The 23,749-nt window shown below is 57.4% G+C and carries 21 protein-coding genes and 3 pseudogenes; 6 read left to right on the top strand and 18 right to left on the bottom strand.

The window, feature by feature from the left end; translation table 11 throughout:
- The first annotated feature begins 137 nt into the window (after window positions 1–137).
- The gene (locus HK44_RS29770; protein ID WP_033865452.1) at window positions 138–698 is read left to right on the top strand and encodes a hypothetical protein; all 561 of its coding nucleotides are present in this window, start codon (window positions 138–140) and stop codon (window positions 696–698) included.
- 582 nt (window positions 699–1,280) lie between these two features.
- On the opposite strand, the gene HK44_RS14340 is transcribed toward HK44_RS29770, so the two are convergent.
- Window positions 1,281–2,831: a sensor domain-containing diguanylate cyclase gene (locus tag HK44_RS14340; protein ID WP_019690822.1), complete on the bottom strand. Its 1,551-nt coding sequence runs from the start codon at window positions 2,829–2,831 to the stop codon at window positions 1,281–1,283.
- Window positions 2,832–3,096: 265 nt separating this feature from the next.
- On the opposite strand from HK44_RS14340, the pseudogene HK44_RS30555 reads away from it, so the two are divergent.
- Together HK44_RS30555 and HK44_RS14350 are read left to right on the top strand one after the other, a co-directional pair.
- Window positions 3,097–3,294, top strand: a pseudogene (locus HK44_RS30555) (carboxymuconolactone decarboxylase family protein); the annotation flags it as partial.
- Between the two features lie 185 nt (window positions 3,295–3,479).
- The gene (locus tag HK44_RS14350) at window positions 3,480–3,674 is read left to right on the top strand and encodes a hypothetical protein (protein WP_019690820.1); all 195 of its coding nucleotides are present in this window, start codon (window positions 3,480–3,482) and stop codon (window positions 3,672–3,674) included.
- A gap of 138 nt (window positions 3,675–3,812) precedes the next feature.
- Here HK44_RS14350 and HK44_RS14355 read toward each other — a convergent pair whose 3' ends face one another.
- Window positions 3,813–4,169: a hypothetical protein gene (locus tag HK44_RS14355; RefSeq protein WP_019690819.1), complete on the bottom strand. Its 357-nt coding sequence runs from the start codon at window positions 4,167–4,169 to the stop codon at window positions 3,813–3,815.
- Between the two features lie 355 nt (window positions 4,170–4,524).
- Between HK44_RS14355 and HK44_RS14360 the strand changes: the two genes are divergently transcribed.
- Entirely contained in the window at window positions 4,525–4,764 is a 240-nt protein-coding gene (locus HK44_RS14360; protein ID WP_033865453.1) for a hypothetical protein, read from the top strand.
- Window positions 4,765–4,845: 81 nt separating this feature from the next.
- Here the strand turns inward: HK44_RS14360 and HK44_RS14365 are convergent, their stop codons facing one another.
- The 14 genes and pseudogenes from HK44_RS14365 to HK44_RS14425 form a co-directional block, all read right to left on the bottom strand.
- A complete protein-coding gene (locus tag HK44_RS14365) occupies window positions 4,846–5,958 on the bottom strand; it encodes a CapA family protein (protein WP_019690817.1) in 1,113 nt (370 codons plus the stop codon).
- A 176-nt stretch (window positions 5,959–6,134) separates the two neighbouring features.
- The gene (locus tag HK44_RS14370) at window positions 6,135–6,341 is read right to left on the bottom strand and encodes a hypothetical protein (protein ID WP_019690816.1); all 207 of its coding nucleotides are present in this window, start codon (window positions 6,339–6,341) and stop codon (window positions 6,135–6,137) included.
- A gap of 393 nt (window positions 6,342–6,734) precedes the next feature.
- Entirely contained in the window at window positions 6,735–7,541 is an 807-nt protein-coding gene (locus tag HK44_RS14375) for a sulfite exporter TauE/SafE family protein (RefSeq protein WP_019690815.1), read from the bottom strand.
- 9 nt (window positions 7,542–7,550) lie between these two features.
- Window positions 7,551–8,790: pseudogene (locus HK44_RS14380) on the bottom strand (FAD-dependent oxidoreductase).
- Between the two features lie 72 nt (window positions 8,791–8,862).
- Window positions 8,863–9,144, bottom strand: a pseudogene (locus HK44_RS30300) (beta-lactamase hydrolase domain-containing protein); the annotation flags it as partial.
- Window positions 9,145–9,204: 60 nt separating this feature from the next.
- Window positions 9,205–10,068, bottom strand: coding sequence for an MBL fold metallo-hydrolase (locus HK44_RS14385; RefSeq protein ID WP_019690812.1), 864 nt, complete (start codon window positions 10,066–10,068; stop codon window positions 9,205–9,207).
- An 88-nt stretch (window positions 10,069–10,156) separates the two neighbouring features.
- The gene (locus tag HK44_RS14390; RefSeq protein ID WP_019690811.1) at window positions 10,157–10,915 is read right to left on the bottom strand and encodes an amino acid ABC transporter ATP-binding protein; all 759 of its coding nucleotides are present in this window, start codon (window positions 10,913–10,915) and stop codon (window positions 10,157–10,159) included.
- Window positions 10,916–10,919: 4 nt separating this feature from the next.
- Window positions 10,920–11,609, bottom strand: coding sequence for an amino acid ABC transporter permease (locus tag HK44_RS14395; protein ID WP_019690810.1), 690 nt, complete (start codon window positions 11,607–11,609; stop codon window positions 10,920–10,922).
- A gap of 1 nt (window position 11,610) precedes the next feature.
- Window positions 11,611–12,306 (bottom strand): amino acid ABC transporter permease, encoded by a 696-nt coding sequence (locus HK44_RS14400; RefSeq protein WP_019690809.1) that lies wholly within the window; start codon window positions 12,304–12,306, stop codon window positions 11,611–11,613.
- A 42-nt stretch (window positions 12,307–12,348) separates the two neighbouring features.
- Window positions 12,349–13,194: an ABC transporter substrate-binding protein gene (locus tag HK44_RS14405; RefSeq protein WP_024264946.1), complete on the bottom strand. Its 846-nt coding sequence runs from the start codon at window positions 13,192–13,194 to the stop codon at window positions 12,349–12,351.
- A gap of 94 nt (window positions 13,195–13,288) precedes the next feature.
- Window positions 13,289–14,467 (bottom strand): trans-sulfuration enzyme family protein, encoded by a 1,179-nt coding sequence (locus HK44_RS14410; RefSeq protein WP_019690807.1) that lies wholly within the window; start codon window positions 14,465–14,467, stop codon window positions 13,289–13,291.
- A gap of 21 nt (window positions 14,468–14,488) precedes the next feature.
- Entirely contained in the window at window positions 14,489–15,532 is a 1,044-nt protein-coding gene (locus HK44_RS14415; RefSeq protein WP_019690806.1) for a PLP-dependent cysteine synthase family protein, read from the bottom strand.
- Between the two features lie 14 nt (window positions 15,533–15,546).
- The gene (locus HK44_RS14420; RefSeq protein ID WP_019690805.1) at window positions 15,547–15,930 is read right to left on the bottom strand and encodes a RidA family protein; all 384 of its coding nucleotides are present in this window, start codon (window positions 15,928–15,930) and stop codon (window positions 15,547–15,549) included.
- Window positions 15,931–16,589: 659 nt separating this feature from the next.
- Window positions 16,590–17,057: an Lrp/AsnC family transcriptional regulator gene (locus tag HK44_RS14425; protein WP_019690803.1), complete on the bottom strand. Its 468-nt coding sequence runs from the start codon at window positions 17,055–17,057 to the stop codon at window positions 16,590–16,592.
- Between the two features lie 168 nt (window positions 17,058–17,225).
- Between HK44_RS14425 and metC the strand changes: the two genes are divergently transcribed.
- Together metC and HK44_RS14435 are read left to right on the top strand one after the other, a co-directional pair.
- Window positions 17,226–18,413, top strand: a complete 1,188-nt coding sequence (metC, locus tag HK44_RS14430; protein ID WP_019690802.1) for a cystathionine beta-lyase — start codon at window positions 17,226–17,228, stop codon at window positions 18,411–18,413.
- A 63-nt stretch (window positions 18,414–18,476) separates the two neighbouring features.
- Window positions 18,477–18,821, top strand: coding sequence for a DUF3088 domain-containing protein (locus HK44_RS14435; RefSeq protein ID WP_019690801.1), 345 nt, complete (start codon window positions 18,477–18,479; stop codon window positions 18,819–18,821).
- Between the two features lie 270 nt (window positions 18,822–19,091).
- Here the strand turns inward: HK44_RS14435 and HK44_RS14440 are convergent, their stop codons facing one another.
- Window positions 19,092–22,112, bottom strand: coding sequence for an EAL domain-containing protein (locus HK44_RS14440; protein ID WP_019690800.1), 3,021 nt, complete (start codon window positions 22,110–22,112; stop codon window positions 19,092–19,094).
- A complete protein-coding gene (locus HK44_RS14445; protein ID WP_031319476.1) occupies window positions 22,100–23,119 on the bottom strand; it encodes a substrate-binding domain-containing protein in 1,020 nt (339 codons plus the stop codon). Before HK44_RS14445 ends, HK44_RS14440 begins: the two co-directional genes overlap by 13 nt.
- Window positions 23,120–23,749 lie beyond the last annotated feature (630 nt).

Below are 23,749 nucleotides of genomic sequence, written 5' to 3' on the forward strand. Positions count from 1 at the left end.
TAGCAAGAAGGAATCGGCTACCAGTGCAGCCGATTTCATCCGCGCAGGGGCATGGATCCGTTCGTCGTTTGTTCTGAACTACAAGCAAGTGCTTTTGTCAGACAATTTGTAAAAAACGAACCATTATGGAATCTATCATGCCTTTGAAAAACAAGAAGCTAGCCGCAGTTATGTCGTGTGTATTGATGCTTGCTGCCGCGCCTCTGCTCCCCGCCGGGTTGTCTGTCATGGGTACGGCCTATGCCAAAGAAGGTGGTGGTCACGGCGGTGGTAATGGTGGCGGAAATGGTGGCGGAAATGGTGGCGGTAGCGGCGGTAGCGGCGGTAGCGGCGGAAATGGCGGCGGCAGCGGTGGTGGCGCTCACGCGGGTGAAGGTCATTCGGCGGGTGCCAAGAGCAATGGTCGCGCTGAAGGCCAGGAAACCGATCATGACGGCCGGGCTGTTCGAGACCATGGATTGAGCGGTAAACACCTTGGACGTGATCGCGATGCCCACCTTGGACGTGACCGCGATGACCATCTTGGACGTGACCGCGATGGCCATCGTGGTCATGGGGCGGTCACTTCGGGTATTGCGCACTCGAAAGCAACGCGAGGGGTGACGAAAGCGACGGCTATCTCGGCGACAACGCCTGGAGATCACAATACAAAGGGTTTGAGTAAGGCAGTGACCTCGACCACTGACAAAATCCGATAAGCACAACGCCTTCAAAAAGCCGGGAAAACCATTGGTTGCCCGGCTTAATGAGACGGTCAGTCTGACCGAGAAGAAGCCCTGCAGGTTGACGCGTGCAGGGCTTTTCTCGTTTTCGGCCGGGGATCGGCTACAGTTGAGAAGTCATCGATAGGGAGATCTCATATGAAGTGCTTAATTTGTCAGGCTGCCGCCAAGACTGTTCACGCGCCGGGAGACTGGTCAGAGGTCAAATGCTCAGCCGGTTGTGGACATTTCAGGGTCTCGGCCAATCTTGTTGCGAAAATGACGTTGAAGCACGAATCCTTTGACCTTGAACGCACAAGGCGATGGCTTGAGATGGCTCGGAATGATGAACCCGCGCCTTTGATATCGACCTACGATTACAACGTTTCCTTATTGCATCGCGACGCCGAAGAGAAATCGGCCGGCCGGCCAAATCGTTCCAGGGAATCGGCAATGTCGGATTAGATGGCCGTTCTGGCTTCGAGCTGTAACGAAGCAGCCAGCTGCACCGCGGCGATGTGACGCCGATACCGTGCAATCAGCGCTTGGCTGCTTTTTTGCTGTCGCGTGCCATGCTTGTTAATTTGAAATGACGGTCCTATTTCTCCCGCTGGACTTGGCGATGTATAGCGCTTTGTCGGCGATATCCACCAAACTCTCTACCGTATCGACTTCCTGTTCGGAGAGTGAACTAATGCCAATACTGATAGTGACCACTCCTAGTGGAGCGTCGCCGTGTTGTATTCCAGTTTGCTCCAAATCGAGTCGGATTTTTTCGGCCATCAGGAAAGCCCCAACATAATCAGTGTTTGACAGGACAACGGCAAATTCTTCACCGCCGTACCGGGCGGCAAGATCGCCGGTTCGGTTTACATACTTTCTGATTATTGCACCCACGGTCTTCAGGCATTCATCACCCTGTACGTGGCCGTAGAGATCGTTGTAGCTCTTGAAGAGGTCAACGTCGATCATGATCAGTGCCGTGCCGTCGAGTTTCTTGCGTTTTTTTCTAGCAACTTCAGCTTCTATAAAAAAATCGAAATGGCGTCGGTTGGCCAGCTTTGTCAGTCCATCTTCGAGGGCCATTAAACCAAGAATCTTATTGGCTTCAATGTAGTCTTTCTGGGAGGCTTGCAGTTCCCTTTGTGCTTGAATTTGCTGACTCATTAGCTTGATGAGTCGATAGCCAATAATGCTGAGGATTATTAATAAGATGGAGGATATGATCAGGCTGGCAAGGGATTCGCTCCGCCAGTCAGCCAGTACTTCATTCCTGTCAAATTCGGCGACGACAATAAGAGGGTATCCATTAATTCGTCGAAAGCCTATAACCCGCTCTACGCCGTCTATAAACGATTTTATGGTCGCGGTGCCTGAGTTTACGTCAGGCTTTAATAGAGCGAACACTTCGCCTTTTGATATGTTAAGCCCGATGTCCTGGTCGCGAAATGGTTTTCGCACCACGATGTTGCCGCTGGAACTCACCAGATTGATGAGGCCGTTCGCCCCGGTGTCTACACCCTCGTATAGACTGAGGAAGTAGTTGAGGTAAATGGTAGCGATTGTGACGCCGGCAAAACTCCCGTCTGGATGGTTGACTCGGCGCGATACCGTCATGATCCATTCATTTGTTGAACGACTGCGTATGGAGGGGCCCAGATAAGGTCCCGGGTCCGTATGATCGCGATGATAAATGAAATAGTCACGGTCTGAGTTGTTGGCGCCAGCGGGTATGACACCGTTTGAATTCAGCAGCCAGCGACCCTGTTCATCATAGATAAAAAATCCGTGTATTTGAGGCAGGCGTTTTTGTTGTATTTTAAGTAGTTCTTCGAGTTTTTTTAAGTTTTCTGCGTTGCTGCCTTCCGTTTCCAGTCGTTCTTTGACCCCTATAAGTACGGTGTCGGCCTGAGTAAGGGTGGCCTCGATATTGGACGACAAAGTCTTCGAGAGATTTGACATCTCGGTTTCCTTGTCGTGCAAATGGTACTCCAGGGAGTTGAAGATTCCCCATGTGCTTATTGCTATCAGCGAGATGCATACGACGGCAACAAAGAGGATGACATGTCCGACTTTAAGCTTGGCATCGGTCCACCCAGCGGAAAAAAATGAAGCCTTCCTTGTCAACATGAAATCCTGCCATTAAACGTGGGTATCAATGCTTAGGGTATTCTATTTTTTTTATACCGTTGAAATATTTTCAGCGTGGGTATTCGTTTTCGCCCTATGTTCATCTTGCTTATTGCCAAATGTGCAGGCGGTCAAGTGACGACAGCGCTATTGACCCTGAATCACTCCCACCCCTCAGTTCCACGCAGACGCGTCAGAGAGAGGCATTGAGCTCGCTGATCAGCGTTTCGCGGTACTTGAGTGCCGAGACCGATGCTTCGCCCAGATGGATGACGCTCTGCGCACCGTTTTCAAGGAAATCCTCAGCAGGTCCCGGGGCAACCTGGACGGTCCATTCCTGGCCTGGATTCATAGCCCTGAACTGGCGAATCATGCACAACGACTCGGTGCGTTTTGTCGGTACGGCACGCGTTTGGAAGTGCGCCTGACGGAATTGGCCATCCTGTTTACCGCCTGGTGGCGATGACGCTGAACGTCTTTGCGGTGCGGCGTGATGCTGATGCACCACTTCCATTTGTCGAGCCTTGACGCTTGCGCAGCCGAGGATTTGTACAGGCGGAGGGAGGGATATGAAGGCTTTCGGTATGGAATCTTGGAGATTACTGGAGTAAAAAATACCTTACCGGCCTCAATCCAGAGGATGTGCAAATGGTCATTACCATCAAAGAGCGCGATGAGCATCATATGTCTCATGAATCAAGTAGCGCGGGAATCAGGATGTGGGATGTCTTTCAAGGAGATGTTCTGGTCGGCGTCTATCACAGTGAAGCAGAAGCGTTGAAGTACAAGGATTTACTGGAGAGCGGTCGATTGGATAGCTTCAAAAAACCTCCGAAAAGATAAGCTCAATGGAATGAAAAAGCCCAGCCCAGCCCAGTGCTGGGCTTTGTTGGTCTTGGGATTCACGTCTGCGGAACTGGCTGCTGGTCAGGGCGAACACTTGCCGCTATAGAGGCCGACGTTGAGAGGAGGGGGGTGGCGTTACTTGAGGGGAGCGGCAGAGATTTTTGAGTAAGTGCCGATATCAGTGGTGGCGAGTAAGCAGCGGCCATCCTTGAATTTTGCGTAGAAAGTTATTTCCCTTTCGGTATCACATAGTAACCAGCCCGCCACTAGCCCAATCGGCCCTAGAAGCAATGCTCCCGCCAGACTCCATCGAATAACGCTGCCTTTCTTGTTGACGACTTCTTCGGTTGCCGTTTCCAGGGTTTCCAGATTTGACAGGGGGATCTTTAATTCGAGAGAAGGTTTCAATGCGGATTTCAGAGTGAAAAATCCAGCTTGAAATTCGGCATCGCCTGCCAGAAAGTCACCGGATATCACCGTTATTTTCGACATGACTTCTTCTTCGTGTGATCTGGCCTGGCCCGTTGAGTACTGGGCTCCAAAGGCTCCCTTCAGTCAATCGACTTGCGACAAAAGGCGAGGCCGGCGGTCACTTGATCGCCCCCCCCGTCGAGGGCATTAACAACCGTCTGATCGAGATCAGGGCTGCCGGTTTTTCTGTGGGCATAAGGAATTTTTTGTCGAAGTAGCGTGACGGTTGGAAATGGTCTATTAATTGACGACCTGCATCGTGAAAGTAGGCGAGAAGTCAGCGCCTGGAAGACGTTCGACGATACCCAGCGGTGGGGCATGAGTTGGCGGCTAGATTGCTGTGTCGTTGAAAATGACAGGTACTTGGGAGTAGCTCATGTGGTGTTTGATCTGCTCGGAAGAGGCGCGACGTATTGAATCCGCAATGGATGGCGTTGAACTGATTTGTCCTGAGTGCGGGCATTTCGGCGTATCCGGCATTGTTATGAGGGAAAAGAACGAGCGAAAATTTGATGTCGAGCGAACCAAGGTCTGGCTTCATCGCGAGCGCGAGATCAACCCTGACCGGTGTCCGGTTATCAATAGCTCGAACGTTATCTGGGCGTCGGAGCCCTGACGGTATTGAAGTGCGGCAGGGCGTTACCGGAGATTCGTATAGGGAAGCGCGTTGCTGACAACGTCTCGCCAATCTCAATGCCTACCAACACAGCGTGAAGGCATTTTTCGCGCCCGGCTGGATGCTGCTACCCAAGCGTGCGCACTCACGAGAAAGGGTGTCGTGTAGCCATTGACGGTCATCCCCTTCGGCGTGACAGATGCGAAAGCGCTGGAGGTGGATGGGGATCAGGTCCAGCGATTGCAGGCACCCATCTGGTGCCAGCGAGACAAAGTATAGAAGTCCCAGATCGCCGCGAAAGGCAGTGTGGTCCTCAATACCTTCGTAATCGTTCAGGAGATCACCGCAGCCATAGAGAATCAGGCGCTCGCGGTAGACCTCGATGCCCTTGATGTGATGCGAGGAATGCCCGTGCACCACGTCAACTCCAGCCTCGTCGATCAAGGCATGGGCGAACCGGACCTGCTCCCGCGGGATATCGAACCCCCAGTTACCGCCCCAGTGAATGGAAGCAACCACCCGATCTCCCACTTTTTTGCCCGCAAGAATCCGTTTGGCCACAGGGTGCAGGCTTTGCATCGACAGGTCCTCCAGCCGCGCGACGCCCGCGCGTCTGTCCGTAGCGGCCCAGTCCGGCGGAATGCCGCTGTCGGGTGCACCGAGGCCAAACACCAGCAAGCGCCGCCCGCCAGGCTGCGGCAGTACGGCAGGCGCTTCGGCAGATTGCCGGTTATGCCCGGCGCCGACGCTGCACATGCCGTTGCTCGATAGGGTATCCAGCGTATCGGCCAGGCCGGCAGCCCCCCAGTCCAGCACATGGTTGTTGGCCAGCATGCAGCAGTCGATGCCGGCTACGCTGATGACCGGGAAGTTCTCCGGACTCATGCGGTAATTGATGCCTTTTGGCTCCGGTCGTCCGCGGCGGGACACCGCTGTTTCCAGATTGATGATGCGTGCGTGTGGCTGACGAAGTTCGAACTCATCCAGCGCAGCGCCCCAGACATAGGTGAACTCGACTGGGCGGGGAATCGAGCCATTGAGTCTTTCCGCCAGCCGGACGTAATCGCCGGCATTCTTGACGTAAGCTTCGTAAAGCCGCGGATCGCCAGGATGCGGCAATACTGAGTCGATGCCGCGGGCGGTCATGACGTCGCCCGCGAGAAACAGCTTCAGCGTATCGGTAACGGCGGCCATGACACCCTCCCGGATATCCCGATTTAGTTCACGGCAAGTTTTGCTCCCGCACTGTTCAAAATATCAATATTTACTCCCGTCGGCAGGGGTAGTCTCTGCGGCACGCTGAACGGCGGGCACTGCATGGCCTGCGACAAGCCGGTGACGAACCAAACCGGTATTGAGATCAAACGCAGTCAGAGCAAGTAGCCAGTTGCTTGTTCGAAGTGGTTGTCCTGCACTCCGGCGATCAGGTGCAGTGGAATGTCCTGTTGCGCATCGATGGAGAGGATTTCAAAGCTACCCACTATTTGAAGGTGTCGCTCACTCTGTCCGGTCGACTCTTCTTCGTTTGCCTTAGCCATTCTCGCGTGGTTCGCTGCGATTTCATTGAGAGTTGACACGTTACATCTCCGGTGACTGACCAAGCGTATCGCTGGAGTCCTTAAGCGTTTATGTTGATTGCCGCCGCGTCAGAATTACGTCGTTCCGGGGCCGCTACCGGCGTACTTAGCAATCCTTGAGCCAGGCATGGTCGCGTATCCTGCGCCACGTTTTGTAGGCGACGAATGGTGTCGCAGAGTTATCCATGAGCAACGTAAACCCATCCTCCACGAGTTGCCGGTGAGTAAGGGGCGAACCTTTAACGGGTTTCTAAAGGACTTTTGCCGAGACCGAATCCGAGGCGATACCTCCCTTTCTGCAAAAGTTACGTACCTACGGAGGCAGCACCGTGAATGAGGGCTCGCTCTAACTCGGCGAAGACCCTATGACCAGTGCTTTTCTGATTATATTTTCTACATCCAGGTTTTGAGCATCAGGTAGCCTGCAACCACAATGCACACCGCAGAAAAACCGAGTTGTATCGCTTTGGCGGGAATCCTTGGCGAGAGCATTCTGCCCAACAGCATCCCGCAGACGCTGGCAGCGATAAACACACCACCGGTAGTCGTGATGTGCGCGCCAGCGTGAATTGCGCCCATCACCGCGGTGGCTGAGATCAGGGCAATGGCCATAAGTGAGGTAGCGACGATGCCATGCGTCCTGATGTCCGAGAACTGTTGAAACGCCGGTACGATCAAGAATCCTCCGCCTACACCAAGCATCCCCGTCAGTAGCCCGGAGACTGAGCCGATGACGGCCAGGGTGGTTGAGCATCTTGGATTCCAGCGCAGCCGGCCGGTTTCCGGGTTGAGCATGCAGTTTTTGTGTTCCCGGGGCCGTTCATCGTCTGTGGTTCTAGCCTGGCTGCGGTACGCCTGCCGGGCCATGCGTATCGCCACGATGATCATCACCCCGCTGAACAGTGATATCAGCGCGGCGTTGGGTAGCAAATGGGCAAGGTATACGCCCACAGGCGAGAAAACGGCCCCCAATAGCGCCATCAGCAGGGCAGCACGATAACGGACCAGGTCTTTTCTGAGACCATCCATGGCCCCGACAGTGGCTGCAGCGCTGACGGCAAACAGCGCAACGGGAGCCGATTGCGTCATGGTCCAGCCCAAACCGATTACCAGCGCCGGTATGGCCAGAATGCCACCCCCTGCACCGGTAAGGCCAAGGATGATCCCGATGATTATTCCGAACATTCCACCCAGTAGCATGCTCGTTCCTCACTCAGGCCGTGAGAGGCCGGTCAGCCACTCACGGCCTTTGAGCATGCCGTTCCAGTAAAACCAAGGCAGGAACCTGGCTTTCAGGAACCAGGCGGATTGTCGCGCGACCGTAGGGTCCAGGGGGAAGGAGGGCAGCAGCTTCCCGCCATAACCGAACTCGGCCAGCACCACCTTGCCTTTTTCGACTGTGAGTGGGCACGACCCGTATCCATCGTAGCGCAGCGGCATGGGCTGATGGCGGCGCAACGCCAGGAGGTTCTCGGCCACCACGACGACTTGCTTGCGGGCGGCGGCAGCGGTTTTGGCGTTGCTGGTGGAGCAGATATCACCCAGCGCGAATACGTCCGGATAGCGGCTGTGTTGCAGTGTCCCCGGGTCTACCTCGCACCAGCCGGCGGAGTCTGCCAGGGGGCTTGAGCGAATGAAGTCGGGAGCTACCTGTGGCGGGACCACATGGAGCATGTCGAAGCGTTTTGCCTGCCGAGTGAGGGTGCCGTGCACGTCTCGGCTTTCGAACCAGGCGGTTTTGCCCGGACCGTCGACTTTGACCAGGTTCGAGCCGAAGATTAGCTGCGCCTGGTACTTGTCGATGTACTTCATCAGTGGCGGGACGAAGGCCGCCACCCCGAACAGGGTTTCGCCAGCGAGATTGAACTCGGCATCCACGTCCTGCAGGACGCCCGACTTTTGCCAGTGATCACAGGACAGGTACAGCGCCTTTTGCGGGGCACCGGCACATTTGATCGGCATGGCGGGCTGGGAAAACAGCGCCTTGCCGCGGCGCAACCCCTGCACCAGTTGCCAGGTGTAGGCGCAAAGATCATAGCGATAGTTGGACGTCACCCCATGCTTGCCCAGGGTTTCTTCCAGCCCTTCGATGTTCTCCCAGGCCAGCCTCAGTCCCGGGCAGACAATAAGGTTTTGATAGGCGACGCTTTGACCGTTGCTCAGCGTCAGACGCTTGCTGTCCGGCAGGACCTCGACCACCGCGGCCTTGATCCAGGTGGCGTCGCGCGAAATGACTTGCGACATGGGCCTGACGGTCTTGCGCACGTCATACGCTCCACCACCGACCACCGACCAGCGTCCAGGCCGGTTGGTAGTAATGCTGGTCATTGGGCTCAATTAGCGTGATCCGTAGGTCCGGAACCCGCTTGAGCAGGCTGGCCACGACACCGATGCCCGCCGACCCGGCCCCAATGACCAGGATGTCGGCAGTGATGTCCGGGAGGCCGATGGCGGCTTTTGTCCGAGCGGCGCTCGCAGATGCCTTTTGGTAGAGCAGGGTTGAGCGATTACCGGTGCGACAGAACGCCAATACGGGTGCTGGCAAGCTGTCCAGCAGTTGGCCAAAACCTTGTACATCACTGTCGTTGATGGCATTGGGCTGAACCGGGAGATAGGCAAACTCAAGGCCCAGTTGTTTAGCTTCAGCTTGCAGGGTCGCCCTGGCAGGTTGATCCGCTCCACCTTCATGATCGGGGCGGTTACAGATAATTGAGCGAAACCCGAGCTTGGCGGCTTCGTTCAGGTCTTCCGGAGTTATTTGACCGGTTGTTGAAAAATCGTTGCTATGGGGAGTGACTTGCATGCCAGCTCGACTCTTGAAAGAGGTTGTCCATGTCGCTATGCCTGAACTCAATAAAGCTGTTCAGAACACATTGAGCGGAATCTTCAGGTAGCGGATGCCGTTGGCCTTCGCCGCAGGTGCCTCGCCGGCCCGCATGTTGATCTGTACCGACGGCAGCAGCAGCCTGGGCTGGCCCAGGGTTTTGTCGCGCGCTGCGCGCAGGGCAACAAAGTCAGCCTCGCCGATGCCTTGGCCGACATGGATGTTGTGTGCGCGTTCTTCATCTACGGTGGTCTGGTAACAGTAGTGGTCGCGGCCGGGGGATTTGTAGTCGTGGCACATGAACAGGCGAGTGCTGCCTGGGAGCTCGAACAACCGGCCAATCGAGCGGTACAACTGGTGAGCGTCGCCACCGGGAAAGTCGCAGCGGGCGGTGCCGCAGTCGGGCATGAATAGGGTGTCGCCAACGAACGCTGCATCTTCGATCAGGTAGCTCACGCAAGCCGGCGTATGGCCGGGGGTGTGCAGTACAACGACGGACAGCGCGCCGATGTGAAATGTTTCGCCGTCGGCGAACAGGCGGTCGAACTGACTGCCGTCGACCTTGAACCCGTCTTCGGCGTCGAACAGCTTGGCAAAGGTGTCCTGCACCAGGGGAATACTATCGCCAATGCCGATTTGTCCGCCCAGGTGTTCTTGCAGATAGCGGGCGGCCGAGAGGTGGTCGGCATGCACGTGGGTTTCCAGTATCCATTCGAGCGTAAGCCCGTTGGAGCGCACATGCTCGATCAGGCGGTCGGCACTCGCGTACGAGATGCACGCGGCAGCGGCGTCGTAGTCAAGCACCGGGTCGATGATTGCGCAGCGCTGAGTCAGCGAGTCGCTGAGCAGATAGCTGTAGGTGCAGCTCTCGGGGTCGAAGACAGGTTCAACGTTAAACGGCATCGTCATTTTTCCGCGCACAGATCGTCTGGGTCAGTACCGCCGGCAACGTACAGCAGCGCGGCGGTTGAGTCGTATTGCTGCAGGTCATTCAGGACGCCAGCGACATCCCGCCCCCTGCCATGGGCGAGCGAATATCGGACAGGAATCGCTGCGCGCGAGGGTGTTCCGGGGTCTTGAAGAACGACTCGGGCGTCGCGCGTTCGAGTACCCGACCCTGATCCATGAAAATCACCCGATCAGCCACTTCGCGGGCGAAGCCCATCTCGTGAGTGACGCAGACCATGGTCATGCCCTCTTTGGCCAGGCCTTTCATCGCCTGTAAAACCTCGCCGACCATTTCCGGGTCCAGCGCGGAGGTGGGCTCATCGAACAGCATCACCGGCGGGTTCATGGCCAGCGCCCGGGCGATGGCCACGCGCTGTTGCTGGCCGCCCGAGAGTTCGCCGGGGTAAGCGCCGGCCTTGTGGGCCAGGCCGACGCGCTCCAGCAGGCTCATGGCCAGGTCGCTGGCTTCCTTGGCGGGTAGCTTGCGCAGGCGGCGCGGTGCCAGGGTGCAGTTTTGCAGCACGGTGAGGTGGGGAAACAGATTGAACTGCTGGAACACGAAACCGATCCGGCTACGCAGTGCATTGACACTGACGGAGCGCGCGTGGATGTCGACGCCATCGATGAAAATATTGCCACCCTGGATAGCTTCCAACCGGTTAAGGGTGCGAATCATCGTCGACTTGCCTGAACCCGACGGACCGCAGACAACCACCACCTCGCCCTTGGCGACGGTTTCGTTGATGTCGGCCAGCGCATGATAGCTGCCGTACCACTTGTTGACATTTTTCAGTTCGATCATGGGATTAGACCTTTGCAGAACGGACGGCGAGATGTTTTTCCAGCCAGTAGGCGAAGCGCGACAGGCTGAAGCACATGACGAAGTAAGTGAGGCCGAGCAGGGCGTAGATCTGGAGCGGTTTGGTCGGCAACTGAGCGCTGATCTGCGAGGCGACGAACGACACTTCGGAGAGGCTGATGATGTAGCCCAGCGAGGTCTCCTTGATGGTCGATACGAACTGATTCACCAGCGAGGGCAGCATGTTGCGAAAGGCCTGGGGCAGGATCACCAGCAGCATCGAAGACAGGTACGAAAAGCCGAGTGAACGGGAGCTTTCCATTTGCCCACGGGGCAGTCCGAGAATCCCGGCACGGATGATTTCGGCCAGGTACACCCCATCGAAAATCACCAGGGCGGCGAGCATGGTGCCGAATTGATCGGTGCGTTGACCGGTCAGGGTCGGCAGGAGGAAATAGGCCCAGAAGATCACCATCAACAACGGCGTGCCCCGCAGCACATACACGATCCCGGTGACCGGCACGCGTAAAATCGCGAACGGACTGATGCGGCACAGCGCGAGCAGCACCCCGACGGGAAAGGCCAGCACCAGGGCCGACGCTGCCAGGATCAGGGTCATCAACAGGCCACCCAGGGGGCCGTTCGGATACTGGCCGATCAAGTAGTACAGCCCATAGGTTTGGATGATATCGAGCATCTCAGGCACTCCGTACGGGATAGCGTTGCTGGTACCAACTGGACAGCAGGGTGATGACGATCGAGACGCTGATATAACCTGCCGTGGTTACGGCAAACGACTCGAAGCCCCGGAAGGTGGCGCTTTCCACCTGCTGGGCCTGATACATCATTTCGCCGACCCCGATCACCATGGCGATACTGGTGTTCTTCCACAGGTTCAACGTCTGGCTGATCAGCGGTGGCACGGTCACCCGCAGCGACTGCGGGAGGATCACCAGGCGCATGGTGCTGATAAAACCAAAGCCCAGGGTGCGGCCGGCCTCCATTTGCTCCTTGGGGATGGCGCGCAAACCGCTGCGGATGTCCTCGGCCATATAGGCCGCGGTATAGAGCACCAAGGCGATGACCGCACTGACCGCCTCGATGTTGTGTTGGTAAATCCAGGACTTGATAGGGGGCGGCAGCAGCTCCGGTGCGCCGAAATACCAGAACAGCATGTGCGCCAGCAACGGCACGTTGCGGATCGCTTCCACGTAGGTGATCGAGATGCCGCGTAGCGGCGCGTAAGGGGCTAGCCGCAAAACCGCCAGGATGATCGCCAGAGGTAGCGCGATGACCAAGGTGATCAGGGCGAGTTGGATGGACAGCAGGAAACCACTGACCAGCCATTCGTGATACTGCCCGGACAGCACAATCGACAAATCAAACGTATTCATAACAGGGGCCCGTGGCCCGGCCGAAGCCGGGCCTCCAACAAGTCAGTTGATGTTGTCGGTTTCGATCTTGAACGACCGGCTGGCGAACTTCATGTTGGAGTCTGGACCAAACCATTTGGTGAACAGTTTCTGGGCCTCTCCGGAAGACTCCAGATCACGCAGGGTCTTGTTCACCTGCTCCTGGAAGGCGGGCTCGCCTTTCCTCAGTCCCAACGCCAAGTGTTCGGTCGACAAGTTTTGCGGGAGGATCCGGTAATCTTTTGCCGCATCTGCGAGCTTGGCGAAATTGCCAGCCAGTGATGTTTCGTCATTGGCGTAAGCCATACCTTTGCCCTGTTGCAGAGCGAGCAAGGCCTGAGGGTTGGTGTCGAACGAAACAATCTGGGCAGTGGGGAGCTTCGATCTGACGGCCTGCTCCATCGTGGTGCCTTTGATCGTCAGGATCTTCTTGCCGGCAAGTTGGTCCAGTTGATCAATGCCACTGTCCGCCTTGACCATCACCTTCTGCCCGGTGATAAAGGTCGAGAGCGAGAAGTTGATCAAGGCCTCACGCTCCTTGCTATGGGTCAGGGAGGCGGCGAGGAGGTCGATACGACCTTGTTGCAGTTCGGGGATGCGGGCGGTGTTCGCCAATTGCTTCACCACCGGCTTGACCCCGAGGTCTGCGGCGACGGCCTTGCAGAGATCCACATCGTAACCCACGATTTCGCGCGTGGCAGGGTTCATGATGAAGCTGAATGGCTCGTCGGTGCCGAGCACACCGCAGACTAGCTCGCCCTTTGCCTTGATATCGCTGAGTTGATCAGCCCAGGCCGAGGCGCTGGTTGCCAGCGTCAGGGCCAGTACTGCGGTTTTCCAATGGTTTCTGAGTGCACGGTTCGTTTGCATTTTCTTGACCTTATTATTGTGAAAAAGCATTCCGGTTTTATTCTGCATTGGGTAGAGCGAGCGTCGTGGGACCTCTTGTTGGCAGGGGGATCGGTTATTCGGCCGAAGCCGTTTGCAGCCGGGCAAAGCCCGCGCTCAAGTCGGTGATCAGATCGTCGACGTGCTCAAGTCCAATGGACAGCCGAATCAGGTTCTCGCTGATGCCGAGGCTGATTTTCTGTTCATGACTCAAGGAGTTGTGCGACATGCTGTAGGAGTGGTTGATCATGCTCTCCACCCCGCCCAGGGAGTCGGCCAGCACAAAAATCGATAGCTGCTCGATGAACGGAGTCATTGCCTTGCGGTCGGCTTTGAGCTTCAACGAGACCACCGCGCCGCCGGTGCGCATCTGGCTTTTGCACAGTGCGTGCTGCGGATGGCTTTCCAGCCCCGGGTAGAACACTTCCTCGACCTGCGGGTGGGTGCTGAGAAAGTGGGCAATCTGCGCGGCATTGCTGCACTGGCGCTCCATGCGCACGTCGAGGGTTTTCAGCCCTCGCAGCGCCAGGTAGCAGTCGAATGGGCCCTGGACGGCACCAATGGCCATGCTGATGGCGCGCAGGCGGTTGAACACTTGCTCATCGGCCGCCACCACCACACCACCGATCAGGTCGGAGTGCCCGCCGATGTATTTGCTCGCCGAGTGCATGACCAGGTCGACGCCGAACTCGATGGGGCGCTGGTTCCAGGGCGAGCAGAAGGTGTTGTCGACGCAGGTCAGGATGCCGTGGGCACGGGCAAAATCGGTGACGCGCTGTATGTCCACCAGTTGCAGCAGTGGGTTGGTTGGCGTCTCGATCCAGATCAGTTGGGTGTTGTCGCGACGGCTGGCAGCCAGCGCCTCGAGGTCGTTGAGGTCGATGTAGCTGGCGCTCAACCCGGAGGTCTTGCTGCGATAGTCCTGCATCAGGCGGAAGGTGCCACCGTAGACGCCAGACATCACGATCACGTGGGAGTCCTTCGGCAGGAGTTCAAGTACGGTGGCGGTGGCGGCCATACCTGAAGCGCAGGCTACCGCACCACATCCGTGCTCCAGCTGGGCAATGCAGGTCTCGTAGGCATGGCGGGTGGGGTTGCCGACCCGTCCGTAGGCGTAGTCCGGGCTGTCGTCCAGGCTGCGCTTGCTGAATGAGCTGGAGGTGACGATTGCCGGAAACAGCGTATTGTCAGCGTAGGTCGACTGTTCGCCGGCGTGGATCACTCGGGTCGAGAAATTATTCTTGTTCTGGCTCATGTCGGGAATACCTTGCGCGGGCTAAAGAAAGCGATCGAGTTGTTTGGTATACGGGGTGATGTCGCCGATATTGCGCGCGACCCAATCACGGTCGTAATAGGTGTCCAGATAGCGTTCGCCGCTATCGCACATCAGGGTCACGATAGAGCCCTCTATACCCTGTTCCTGCATCTGCAAGGCAACATTCAGCGCCCCCCACATATTGGTTCCGGTGGAGCCGCCGGGTTTCTTGCCAAGCAGCTTTTCCAGCCAATAGAGGGTGGCGATGCTGGCCGCGTCGGGCACCTTGAGCATGTCGTCGATCACGTCCGGCAGGAAAGACGGCTCTACCTGAGGGCGCCCGATGCCTTCGATACGGCTGCCATGGGGGCTGGTGAGGCTCAAGTTGCCTGTACGGTAGCTTTCATAGAACACCGAGTTTTCGGGATCGACGACAATCAGGCGGGTGTCGTGGCCCTTGTAGCGAATGTAGCGGCCGAGGGTCGAGGAGGTTCCACCAGTGCCGGCGCTCATGACAATCACGTGGGGAACGGGGTGCGGCTCGCCGGCCATCTGCTGGAAGATGCTGTCGGCGATATTGTTGTTGCCGCGCCAGTCCGTCGCCCGCTCGGCGTAGGTGAACTGGTCCATGTAGTGGCCGTCGCTCTCGCGTGCCAGACGCTCGGCCTCGGCATAGACATGGGACGAGTGATCGACGAAGTAGCAGTGTCCGCCTAGTTGCTCGACCTGTTCGATTTTCTTACTGGCGGTGTTGCGCGGCATGACTGCGGTGAAACGCAGGCCCAGCAGTTTGGCGAAATAGGCTTCGGACACGGCTGTGCTACCCGAGGAGGCCTCGACCACATGGGTACCCTCGCGGATCTTGCCGCTGCAGATGGCGTGCAGGAACAGCGAGCGTGCCAGCCGGTGCTTGAGACTGCCGGTGGGATGGGTGCTCTCGTCCTTGAGGTAGATATCGACGCCCTTCAAGCCGGGAATGTCCAGCTTGTGGATGTGGGTGTCGGCGGAACGTAGCAGGTCGCAGGAAATACTGCCGATGACCGTGCGGATCCAGTCATTCATCATGGTCTGACTCCGGCTCAGCATGCGGCCACCGCGATAGCGTCCACTTCCACCAGCGCTGCTCGCGGCAAGCTGCTGACGCCGATCGCCGCGCGCGCCGGATAGGGCTTGGCGAATAGCTCCTCCATCACCCCATTGATCAAGGCGAAGTGGCTCAGGTCAGTCAGGTAGATGTTCAGTTTGACGATATCGGCGAAGCTCATCGAGGCCTCTTCGAGAATCGCCTTGAGGTTGGCGAAGGCTTGCCGGGTTTGCGCTTCAATGCCTTCGACCATTTGCATGCTCTGCGGGTCGAGGGCAATCTGGCCGGAAACATAAAGGGTATCTGCGCACTTCACTGCTTGCGAATAAGGGCCAATCGCCTTGGGAGCGGCGGGGCTGACGATGATCTTCTTGTTCATCTCGGGTGTCTCCAGGCACGTTTCATGGGACAAATCTTACCGTCACCCTTCGGGAAAAGAGTTTTAATATTCCTATTAGTTGCGCTGTTTTTTAGAAAAAATTTCTACAGATTTCCGCTTTTGGAAAAATTTATATTCTCGAGTGCCATATTCCCTCTCTTGCAACGCGATGCCTCCATTTCCCTCGAGGGTCTCGCCGAGGCCGTCAACCTTTTAACAACCCCTGCTGGAAGCAGGTAACGAAGCTCGAGGAAAGGGGGCTGTGTCAGAAGCCAAGGCAGACCTGCTGGGCCACGGGGGGGCAACTCAAGACACAGCGTCGTGACAGACCCTGGAAGCAATTGCCAAGAGCGAGGAGGGGCTTGAAGAGGGGGTGGAGTGTTACCGCTGTCCGAAAACGGACTTAAGTGTTCAGCCGCTCCGGTTTGATGTTTGAGCAGGAGCACACACAGTGATCGGGATGGAAATGATGGCAACATTCGGCGGATGTACTTTTGCGACAAGCTCGTGCTGCATGAGATAACCAAACACACTGGATATAGGGGGGCGCCTGCGCTGTTCGCGTATCGCGATGTGTGCCGCGCTGATTGATGCGCAACGCCGTCTCCTTGCTCCAATAAGGCAGAACGCGCCGTCCCTCGGCGGGCGGCGCGCTCGCATCATGTCGTCACAATGTAATCAGTCGGCAACGCGGTCGTGCGCTTGATCACCTCCATTGCGAACGCCGAACTGACGTCCATCAGCTCGACGCTCTTGATCAGCCGTTTGTAGACCTTGTCGTATCCGGCGATATTTGGCACGACGACCTTGAGCAGGTAATCGACGTCGCCGCTCATCCGGTAGATCTCGATGATCTCCGGAATCGCACACACAGCCTCGACGAAATGCTTCGTCCACTCATCACCGTGCTGATTCGAGCGCACTGTCACGAAGGCAACGAGCCCCAGGTTCAGTTTGGCCGGATCGCATAGCACGACCTCCCGGCAGATCACTCCCTCCTCCCGTAGCTTTTGCAACCTTCGCCAGCATGGCGTCGGCGACAGATTCACCGCCTTTGCCAGGTTGTTCAGGCCAATCGTCGCATCTGCCTGAAGCATCGTGAGTATCTGTGCGTCGCGTTTATCCATATCGCCTCCGAAGTAGAAATTTTTTCTAATCCTATCTTGGTTGGCGCCATTCTTTGGAAACAATTTTCGTATTGACGCAATTAATATGACCTCAAGCACAGCGACTACCCATGACGATGCGGCGCCGCTTGATTCGCCTCGATTGAACTGACGAAAAAGGATCACGCCTTGAACACCACGTATTCGACCGACACTGTTCTGGTCCACGAGGGCCGCACGCACAACCAGCTCGGTGCGCCGGTGAACCCGCCAGTCTACCGGCAATCGACGTTGCTCTTTAACAGCCTCGAGGCGCTGAAGGCTGCGAGCGGCACGCCGAACGCATACGGCCGCGGCGGTAGTCCGACCACCCGTGCACTCGAAAACGCGCTCGCCCGTCTCGAAGGTGCGCATCGTGCAATGTTGACGCCGAGCGGGCTCAGTGCGATCACCACATCGCTGCTCGCGGTGCTCGGTCCCGGCGATCATTTGCTGATGACAGACTCGGTCTACGATCCGACTCGTGCGTTCTGCGCGGAGACGCTTGCGCGTCTCGGCATCGAAACGACGTACTACAACCCGTCGATCGGTTCGGACATCGCAGCGCTGATGCGTCCGAACACGCGGGCTGTGTTTGTCGAGTCGCCCGGCTCGCTGACATTCGAGGTGCAGGACATTCCGGCAATCAGCCGGATCGCGCATCAGCACGGCGCAATCGTGCTGATGGACAACACCTGGGCTACGCCGCTGTATTTCCGTTCGTTCGAGCATGGTGTCGACGTGTCGATTCACGCCGCGACGAAATACATCTCCGGGCACTCTGACGTGCTAATGGGCGCGATCCTCACGACCGAGGCGCTCTTTGCGACAATCAACCGCTTCTATCGGCAGCTCGGCATGACCGTGAGCGGCGACGACGCGTATCTCGCACTGCGCGGCTTGCGCACGCTGTCGTTGCGACTCGAGCGGCACCAGCGTAACGCGCACGCACTCACGGAATGGTTCGCGCAGCAGCCGGAAGTCGCTCAGATCCTGTATCCGGCACGGCCGGATTCACCTGGGCATGCGTTGTGGAGGCGCGATTTCACGGGGGCAAGTGGCTTGTTCGGCGTGGTGCTCAACCCGCAATCAGATGAAGCGCTGCGCGCGATGCTCGACGGCATGACCTGCTTCGGCATGGGCTATAGCTGGGGCGGGTTCGAGAGCCTGATTCTCCGGTCGAATCCGGCGAGCTCCCGCACGGCGACGCAATGGCCGTGGAAAGGCCCGCTGCTGCGAATTCACGCAGGCCTCGAGCACCCGGACGACATGATCGCCGATCTCGAAGTCGCATTCTCCAGGCTTCGCGCCGCCGCGCTGACCCCAATGGACGCCTGACCCGCCGCGCGCGTCGCCCACCCATCACCTCAACGTTCAATACCCACCCACAGAGAGACAACCATGAAAGACAAACTGCTCATTCTTCGTCCAGGTTTCTTCAGCGGCACCGAAGGCCCGTTCTATTGCGGGGACTCGGTCTCTGTCGAAGGCTTGCTGAGCTTCTGCCCGCAGCTTCGGGACATGGTCGACGTCGAGTACATCGACGCACCGCGTCCGCGCAACGCAATCGTCGCGCTGATCGGCGAAGACAACCAGTCTGCGCCGGTGATCGTGCTCGGCAAAGGGCAGGAGCCGAAGGACGTGTCCGTTGCGGTTCAGGAGTACAACGGCACACGCTTCATCAACGCGCCCGACGATATCCGGCGCTACCTGTCGTCACAGTACAGCGTCGCGCATGCGTCGTAATCGGTAGCAATCAGGTACACGCACCAAAAACGGCCCGCCGCACTTCGTGATGGCAGGCCGCGGGCCGACGGTTCGCTTGCGAGCCGCCGGCCTATTCCTTTGGCGCGACCGCAACGTGGGGCAAACTTGAATGCTAATGGCCTGCTACTGCGGTATTTCCCCAAGGGCACCGACAGTTCGGCTGACACGGGGGGACATAGAGGAAAAAAGGCTTTCAGCCCATCAACTCGATCATTACAGATCGTTCCCACGCTACCGTACGTTGAATCATCAATGCCCGGACATTGGACTGCTTGGGTGTTTTTCATCGCGTTTTCGCCTTGCCGAGTCAGGGCTCGCAATGTGGCTCGGTTGAGGCAACCGGGGCGTGCGCAATAACAGACTGATTTCCTCTGCGCTGACCGCTCTGCTGAAAAAGTGGCCCTGAATTTCATCGCAGCCGTTTTCACGCAGAAAGGTTTGCTGCTCTTCGGTTTCGACACCTTCGGCAATGACCTTGAGGTTCAGTTTGTGCCCCAACGAAATCACCGCGGTGGCGATGGCTTTATCGTTCTCGTTGTCGGGCAGATCATGTACGAAAGACTGGTCGATCTTGAGTCGACCGATCGGGAAGCTTTTCAATGCTGCAAGGCTGGAGTAGCCCGTGCCGAAGTCGTCGATCGAGAGACTGATCCCCATTGATTGCAGTTCTTTCATTTTGCTGATGGCTTGCTGAAGGTCTTGCATGATCAGACTTTCGGTCAGCTCCAGCTCAAGGTACATCGGGTCCAGTCCGGTTTCTTTCAAGGCATGCATCACCCGGTCGATCAGGTCCCTTTCGATGAACTGGCGTGCTGAAATATTCACCGACATGGTGATCGGCGGCCAGCCCGCATCCTGCCAGTCCTTGTTCTGTCTGCACGCGGTATGAATCACCCAGTCGCCGATGGGCACGATCAACCCGGTCTCCTCGGCCTGGGGAATGAATTTGATTGGAGACACCATACCGAGCTCGGGGTGCTGCCAGCGAATCAGTGCCTCTACGCCGATAATCTGACCTGACTGCAAATCCACCTGTGGTTGGTACAGCAGCAGGAACTCGTCATGGTTGAGTGCGTTCCGAAGCCCGTCTTGCATGGCGAGCTTGCCCTGAACCTTGTTACTCATCTCGCTCGTATAGAACTGGTAACTGTTGCGACCCAACTCCTTGGCCCGGTACATGGCGGCGTCCGCATTGCTGAGCAAAGTGTCGGTATCGCTGCCGTCGGCAGGGTAGGTGGCCAACCCCATGCTGCAGGTGACGTGGAGTGTATGTCCGCTGAGCTGAGTCGGCCGCAGGATGGCTTCCTGGATTTTGTGCAGGGCTGGAGTAACGCCGTCGAGCTCTGAGGGCTGGTCGAACAGGATGATCACAAACTCGTCGCCACCCAGTCGCACGACGGTGTCGGTGCGGCGTACACACTCCAGCATGCGCTGGGCGACGGTTTTCAGCAGTTCGTCTCCAGCACTGTGCCCAAGGCTGTCATTCACCAGTTTGAATTTGTCCAGATCGAGAAACACCACCGTCACCTGGCGGTTGTAGCGCTGAGAATAAAGTATTGCCTGCTTGAGACGGTCTTCGAGCAGTGTGCGATTCGGCAGCCCGGTCAGTGCGTCATGGTCGCCCATATAGCGAATGCGCTTTTCGGTAAGTTGGCGTTCTATCGCAATGCCGGCAAGAGGTGTCGCCATGTCGATCAGTCGCGTCTCGGTCGAGCCAGGGCTGCGTACGGTGTTGGAATACAAGGCAAACGTACCCAATACCTTTCGCTCATGGGACAGAATCGGCGTCGACCAGCAGGCGCGAAATCCATAGGGCGCAGCGACTGAACGGTACTCCTCCCACAGCGGATCCAGCTCGATATCCGTGACGATGACCGGTTCTCGTCGATACACCGCGGTGCCGCATGAACCGACGTTCGGACCGATCGCAATCCCGTCAATGAGCTGGTTATAGGCTTTCGGCAAACTGGGAGCAGCCCCGTGCAGCAGGTGCTTGCCATCCTCATCCAGCACCAGGATGGACACCATCATCCCCGCCAGTTGGGATTCGACCAGGTGAGCCAGGCTGTCGAGGACTTCAGCAAGCTCGGTGCTTCTGGCGATCAGCTCCAGGACATGACCTTGTCCGGTACGGATGACGGCTTCTTGCTCTAATCGGCTGTTTTGCACGGCGAGCCGTTCTGTGGCGATACTCAATTGGACCGTTCTTTTTTCCAGCTGAAGTCGGTCTTTGAGGAATTGATTCACCGCGCGAGCCATGTTGCCGATCTCGTCCTGCCCATGTTCCACCATCGTCAAATGCGTGTTGTCAGCGTGTTCCTGACGCAATTGCCGGCTTATTTCATTGAGGCGCACCAGCACATGACGGCCCATGAAGACCCGGGTCACAAACCAGGCAAACACCAGGCTGGCGCCCAACATGATCAGCACCCATTGCTGGCTACGACTTGAGGCCTCGACCAAGCGCTGCACGGCTTCGCGATAGTCTTCGGTGTAAGCACTGGATTGCGCACGGGCCACCGCGACCAGAACCCCGGCCTCATTCTTCAGTTCCTCATTGAAGCGCTGTGTGACGTTGTGCTGATTGATGAGCCTCAGACGCAGGGAGAAGAGATCGGGCGTCTCCACATCAGCGTCGGGTAACTTGTCTGCGGTGCGTGACAGACGCTCATATCGGATCCGCAGGCGTTGCACGGCATCACTGTCAACAGCCTGCGGCAGATCGAAAAGTAACACCGCCAGTTCCAGGCTGGCCCGGGTCTGGGTCGCGGTTAACCGGGAGGTGTGATCCGCCAGGGTTTGCTCGAAGGTGACTTCGGTTTGCAGCAGGCTTTCTCGCAGCTGCGCAACGATGTTGGCGGTATTGCGAAACATCTGACTCGACTGATGCATGTCGAGTATCGCCACGCCACTGTTCGCGGCAGTCAACTGCTGCACCAACTGATCAAGGGCTTCAAGCTGTTCGACGGTCGCCGCATAGCTTGAACGCAGGGTATCGGGGGAACGGGTTGTGAGAAACTGATCGGTCTGGCGTTCGATCAGCAAGGTACGCAGCAGCATGTCTTGCCCATTTTGCATGCGGACCAGTCGTTCATCCGTCAGCTGGCGGGTGGCGCTGTTTGACGTGCGCAACGCGTAGACCGCAGTTGCACCACCCGCCAGGATCAGCAGCGCCAGCGTCAGAAACGCCAGTGTGAACTGTGCGCGTAGCGTTTGCGGCAATAGCTGGCGTCCGAGCCGGGAAGTAACGTCCAATGTCAGGGATTCCATTGGTGGCGATAGATGTCTCGATAGCCATTGTCAGGGTCGTACTGGAATTTCTTCCCGCCGTCGAAGGCGATATTGTCGGCATTGACCAGGTGAATTGGCGCTACGAAGCCGCTCACCGGCTGACCTGCAAACAGCCGGTTCAATTCATCCATCACTTGCCAGCCATGCAGGTTGAGCGGCTCGGCCACGGTGACGGTCTGGTAGGTTTTTGCCTGTATGCGCAAGAAAGCCGAAGCGCTGCCATCACCGGCAGACAACAGACTGATGCCGTCACTGGGTATTGCGGCGTTGGTCAATGAGGCAATCGAGTAGTCGAAATAGATATCGTTGATGGCCAGCGTGTGGGTCCAGCGCTTGCCATAGCGCTGAAGCAGCTCCTTGGTGATCGCCGGCATCTTCTCGGCACTGTCGGAGATCGCGACATCGCGCACTTCCAACAACGTACATTCCCGACAGGCCCGAATGACGTTTTCCATGGCCTTGGCTTTCGCCATGGCGATGCTATATCTGGAGTCGGTCAGTATGATCACGCCGGCGTGTCCGTTTGACTGTGCCACTGCCGCCATGGCCGTGAGGCGAGCCACTTCGAGCGGGTCGGTCGTGACGTTCATGGCCACCGGCGTGCCTTCAATCGGCCCGGGTCGTGCCCCGGCGTGCCAGCCAACCACCGGCACATCCCTGTCGGCGAAGAGGATCAACGCCGCATTGTTCTCAAGAGCATCGGAGCCGCACAGAATGAGGCCGTCGGGTTTCACTGCCAGGGCATCGGAAAAGGCCTTTGCGCGCCCGGCCGATGATCCTGCGCCATCGAATATCTTCAACGTCCAGCCCATCGCCTTGGCTGCCTCGCGAGCGCCCTGTGCGACACCGAGAATTCCTCCGTTGCGCAAGTCTTCTGCGACAAGGGCGATGCTTTTGCCCTGCAGGGCTTGCGGGCCGGATTCAGGGCCGCTCCAGCGAGCGGCTTCGAGCGTGGCCGTGGAAACGATTTCCTGCGCTTGAATCACCGTAACCGTGGCGTTTTCGACACCCGCTGCGGTTGGCAGGTTCTGGCCGTATCCGGGCGTTGCCGTGAAAAGACAGAAAACCGTAATCGACGCCATCCGGAGTAACCAGCGCCTGATCAGGCAGGTTCGATCACCGCATGTGATGCCGGGTCTGAAGCCGATGGCGCGATCATAGTCTGGCATGGCGTCCCTTTTTGCCAAGAATGCAGCGTTCACTATCCGGAAGGATAGTCGGTTCTGCTGTCATCAGGTCTTTTGTGGGTAAAGTGCGTGAACTTTAGTCCTGAACATTCAGGAAATGGGACAGGGTCCATGGCACAAAACAAGGGACGAAGGCCAATTGCATCGTTGACTACGTAGAGTGGTATTACAAGGCTTCGACTTTGCATAAACACCAGGCAAAAAAACGGCCCCCGTACTGAGCGGCATTTTTGTTTGTGTGTGATTTGTTTGGCTGTGCCGAGGAAAAGATGCGATCCCTACATCCGTTCCGCCGCTTTCTGCGAAAACTATCCCTGAGCCCGTTTCTCAGGAATGTAGGTGCAGGTAACAGGCCGTTCAAAAAACTATCCGCCTGTCGAAAAGCAAGACTTCACCAGCGGTATGGGCTGGGGTGTGGGCTGTGAGGTT

Origin of the sequence: Pseudomonas fluorescens HK44 (assembly GCF_000217955.3) — a bacterium.
GTDB classification, from domain to species: domain Bacteria; phylum Pseudomonadota; class Gammaproteobacteria; order Pseudomonadales; family Pseudomonadaceae; genus Aquipseudomonas; species Aquipseudomonas fluorescens_AQ.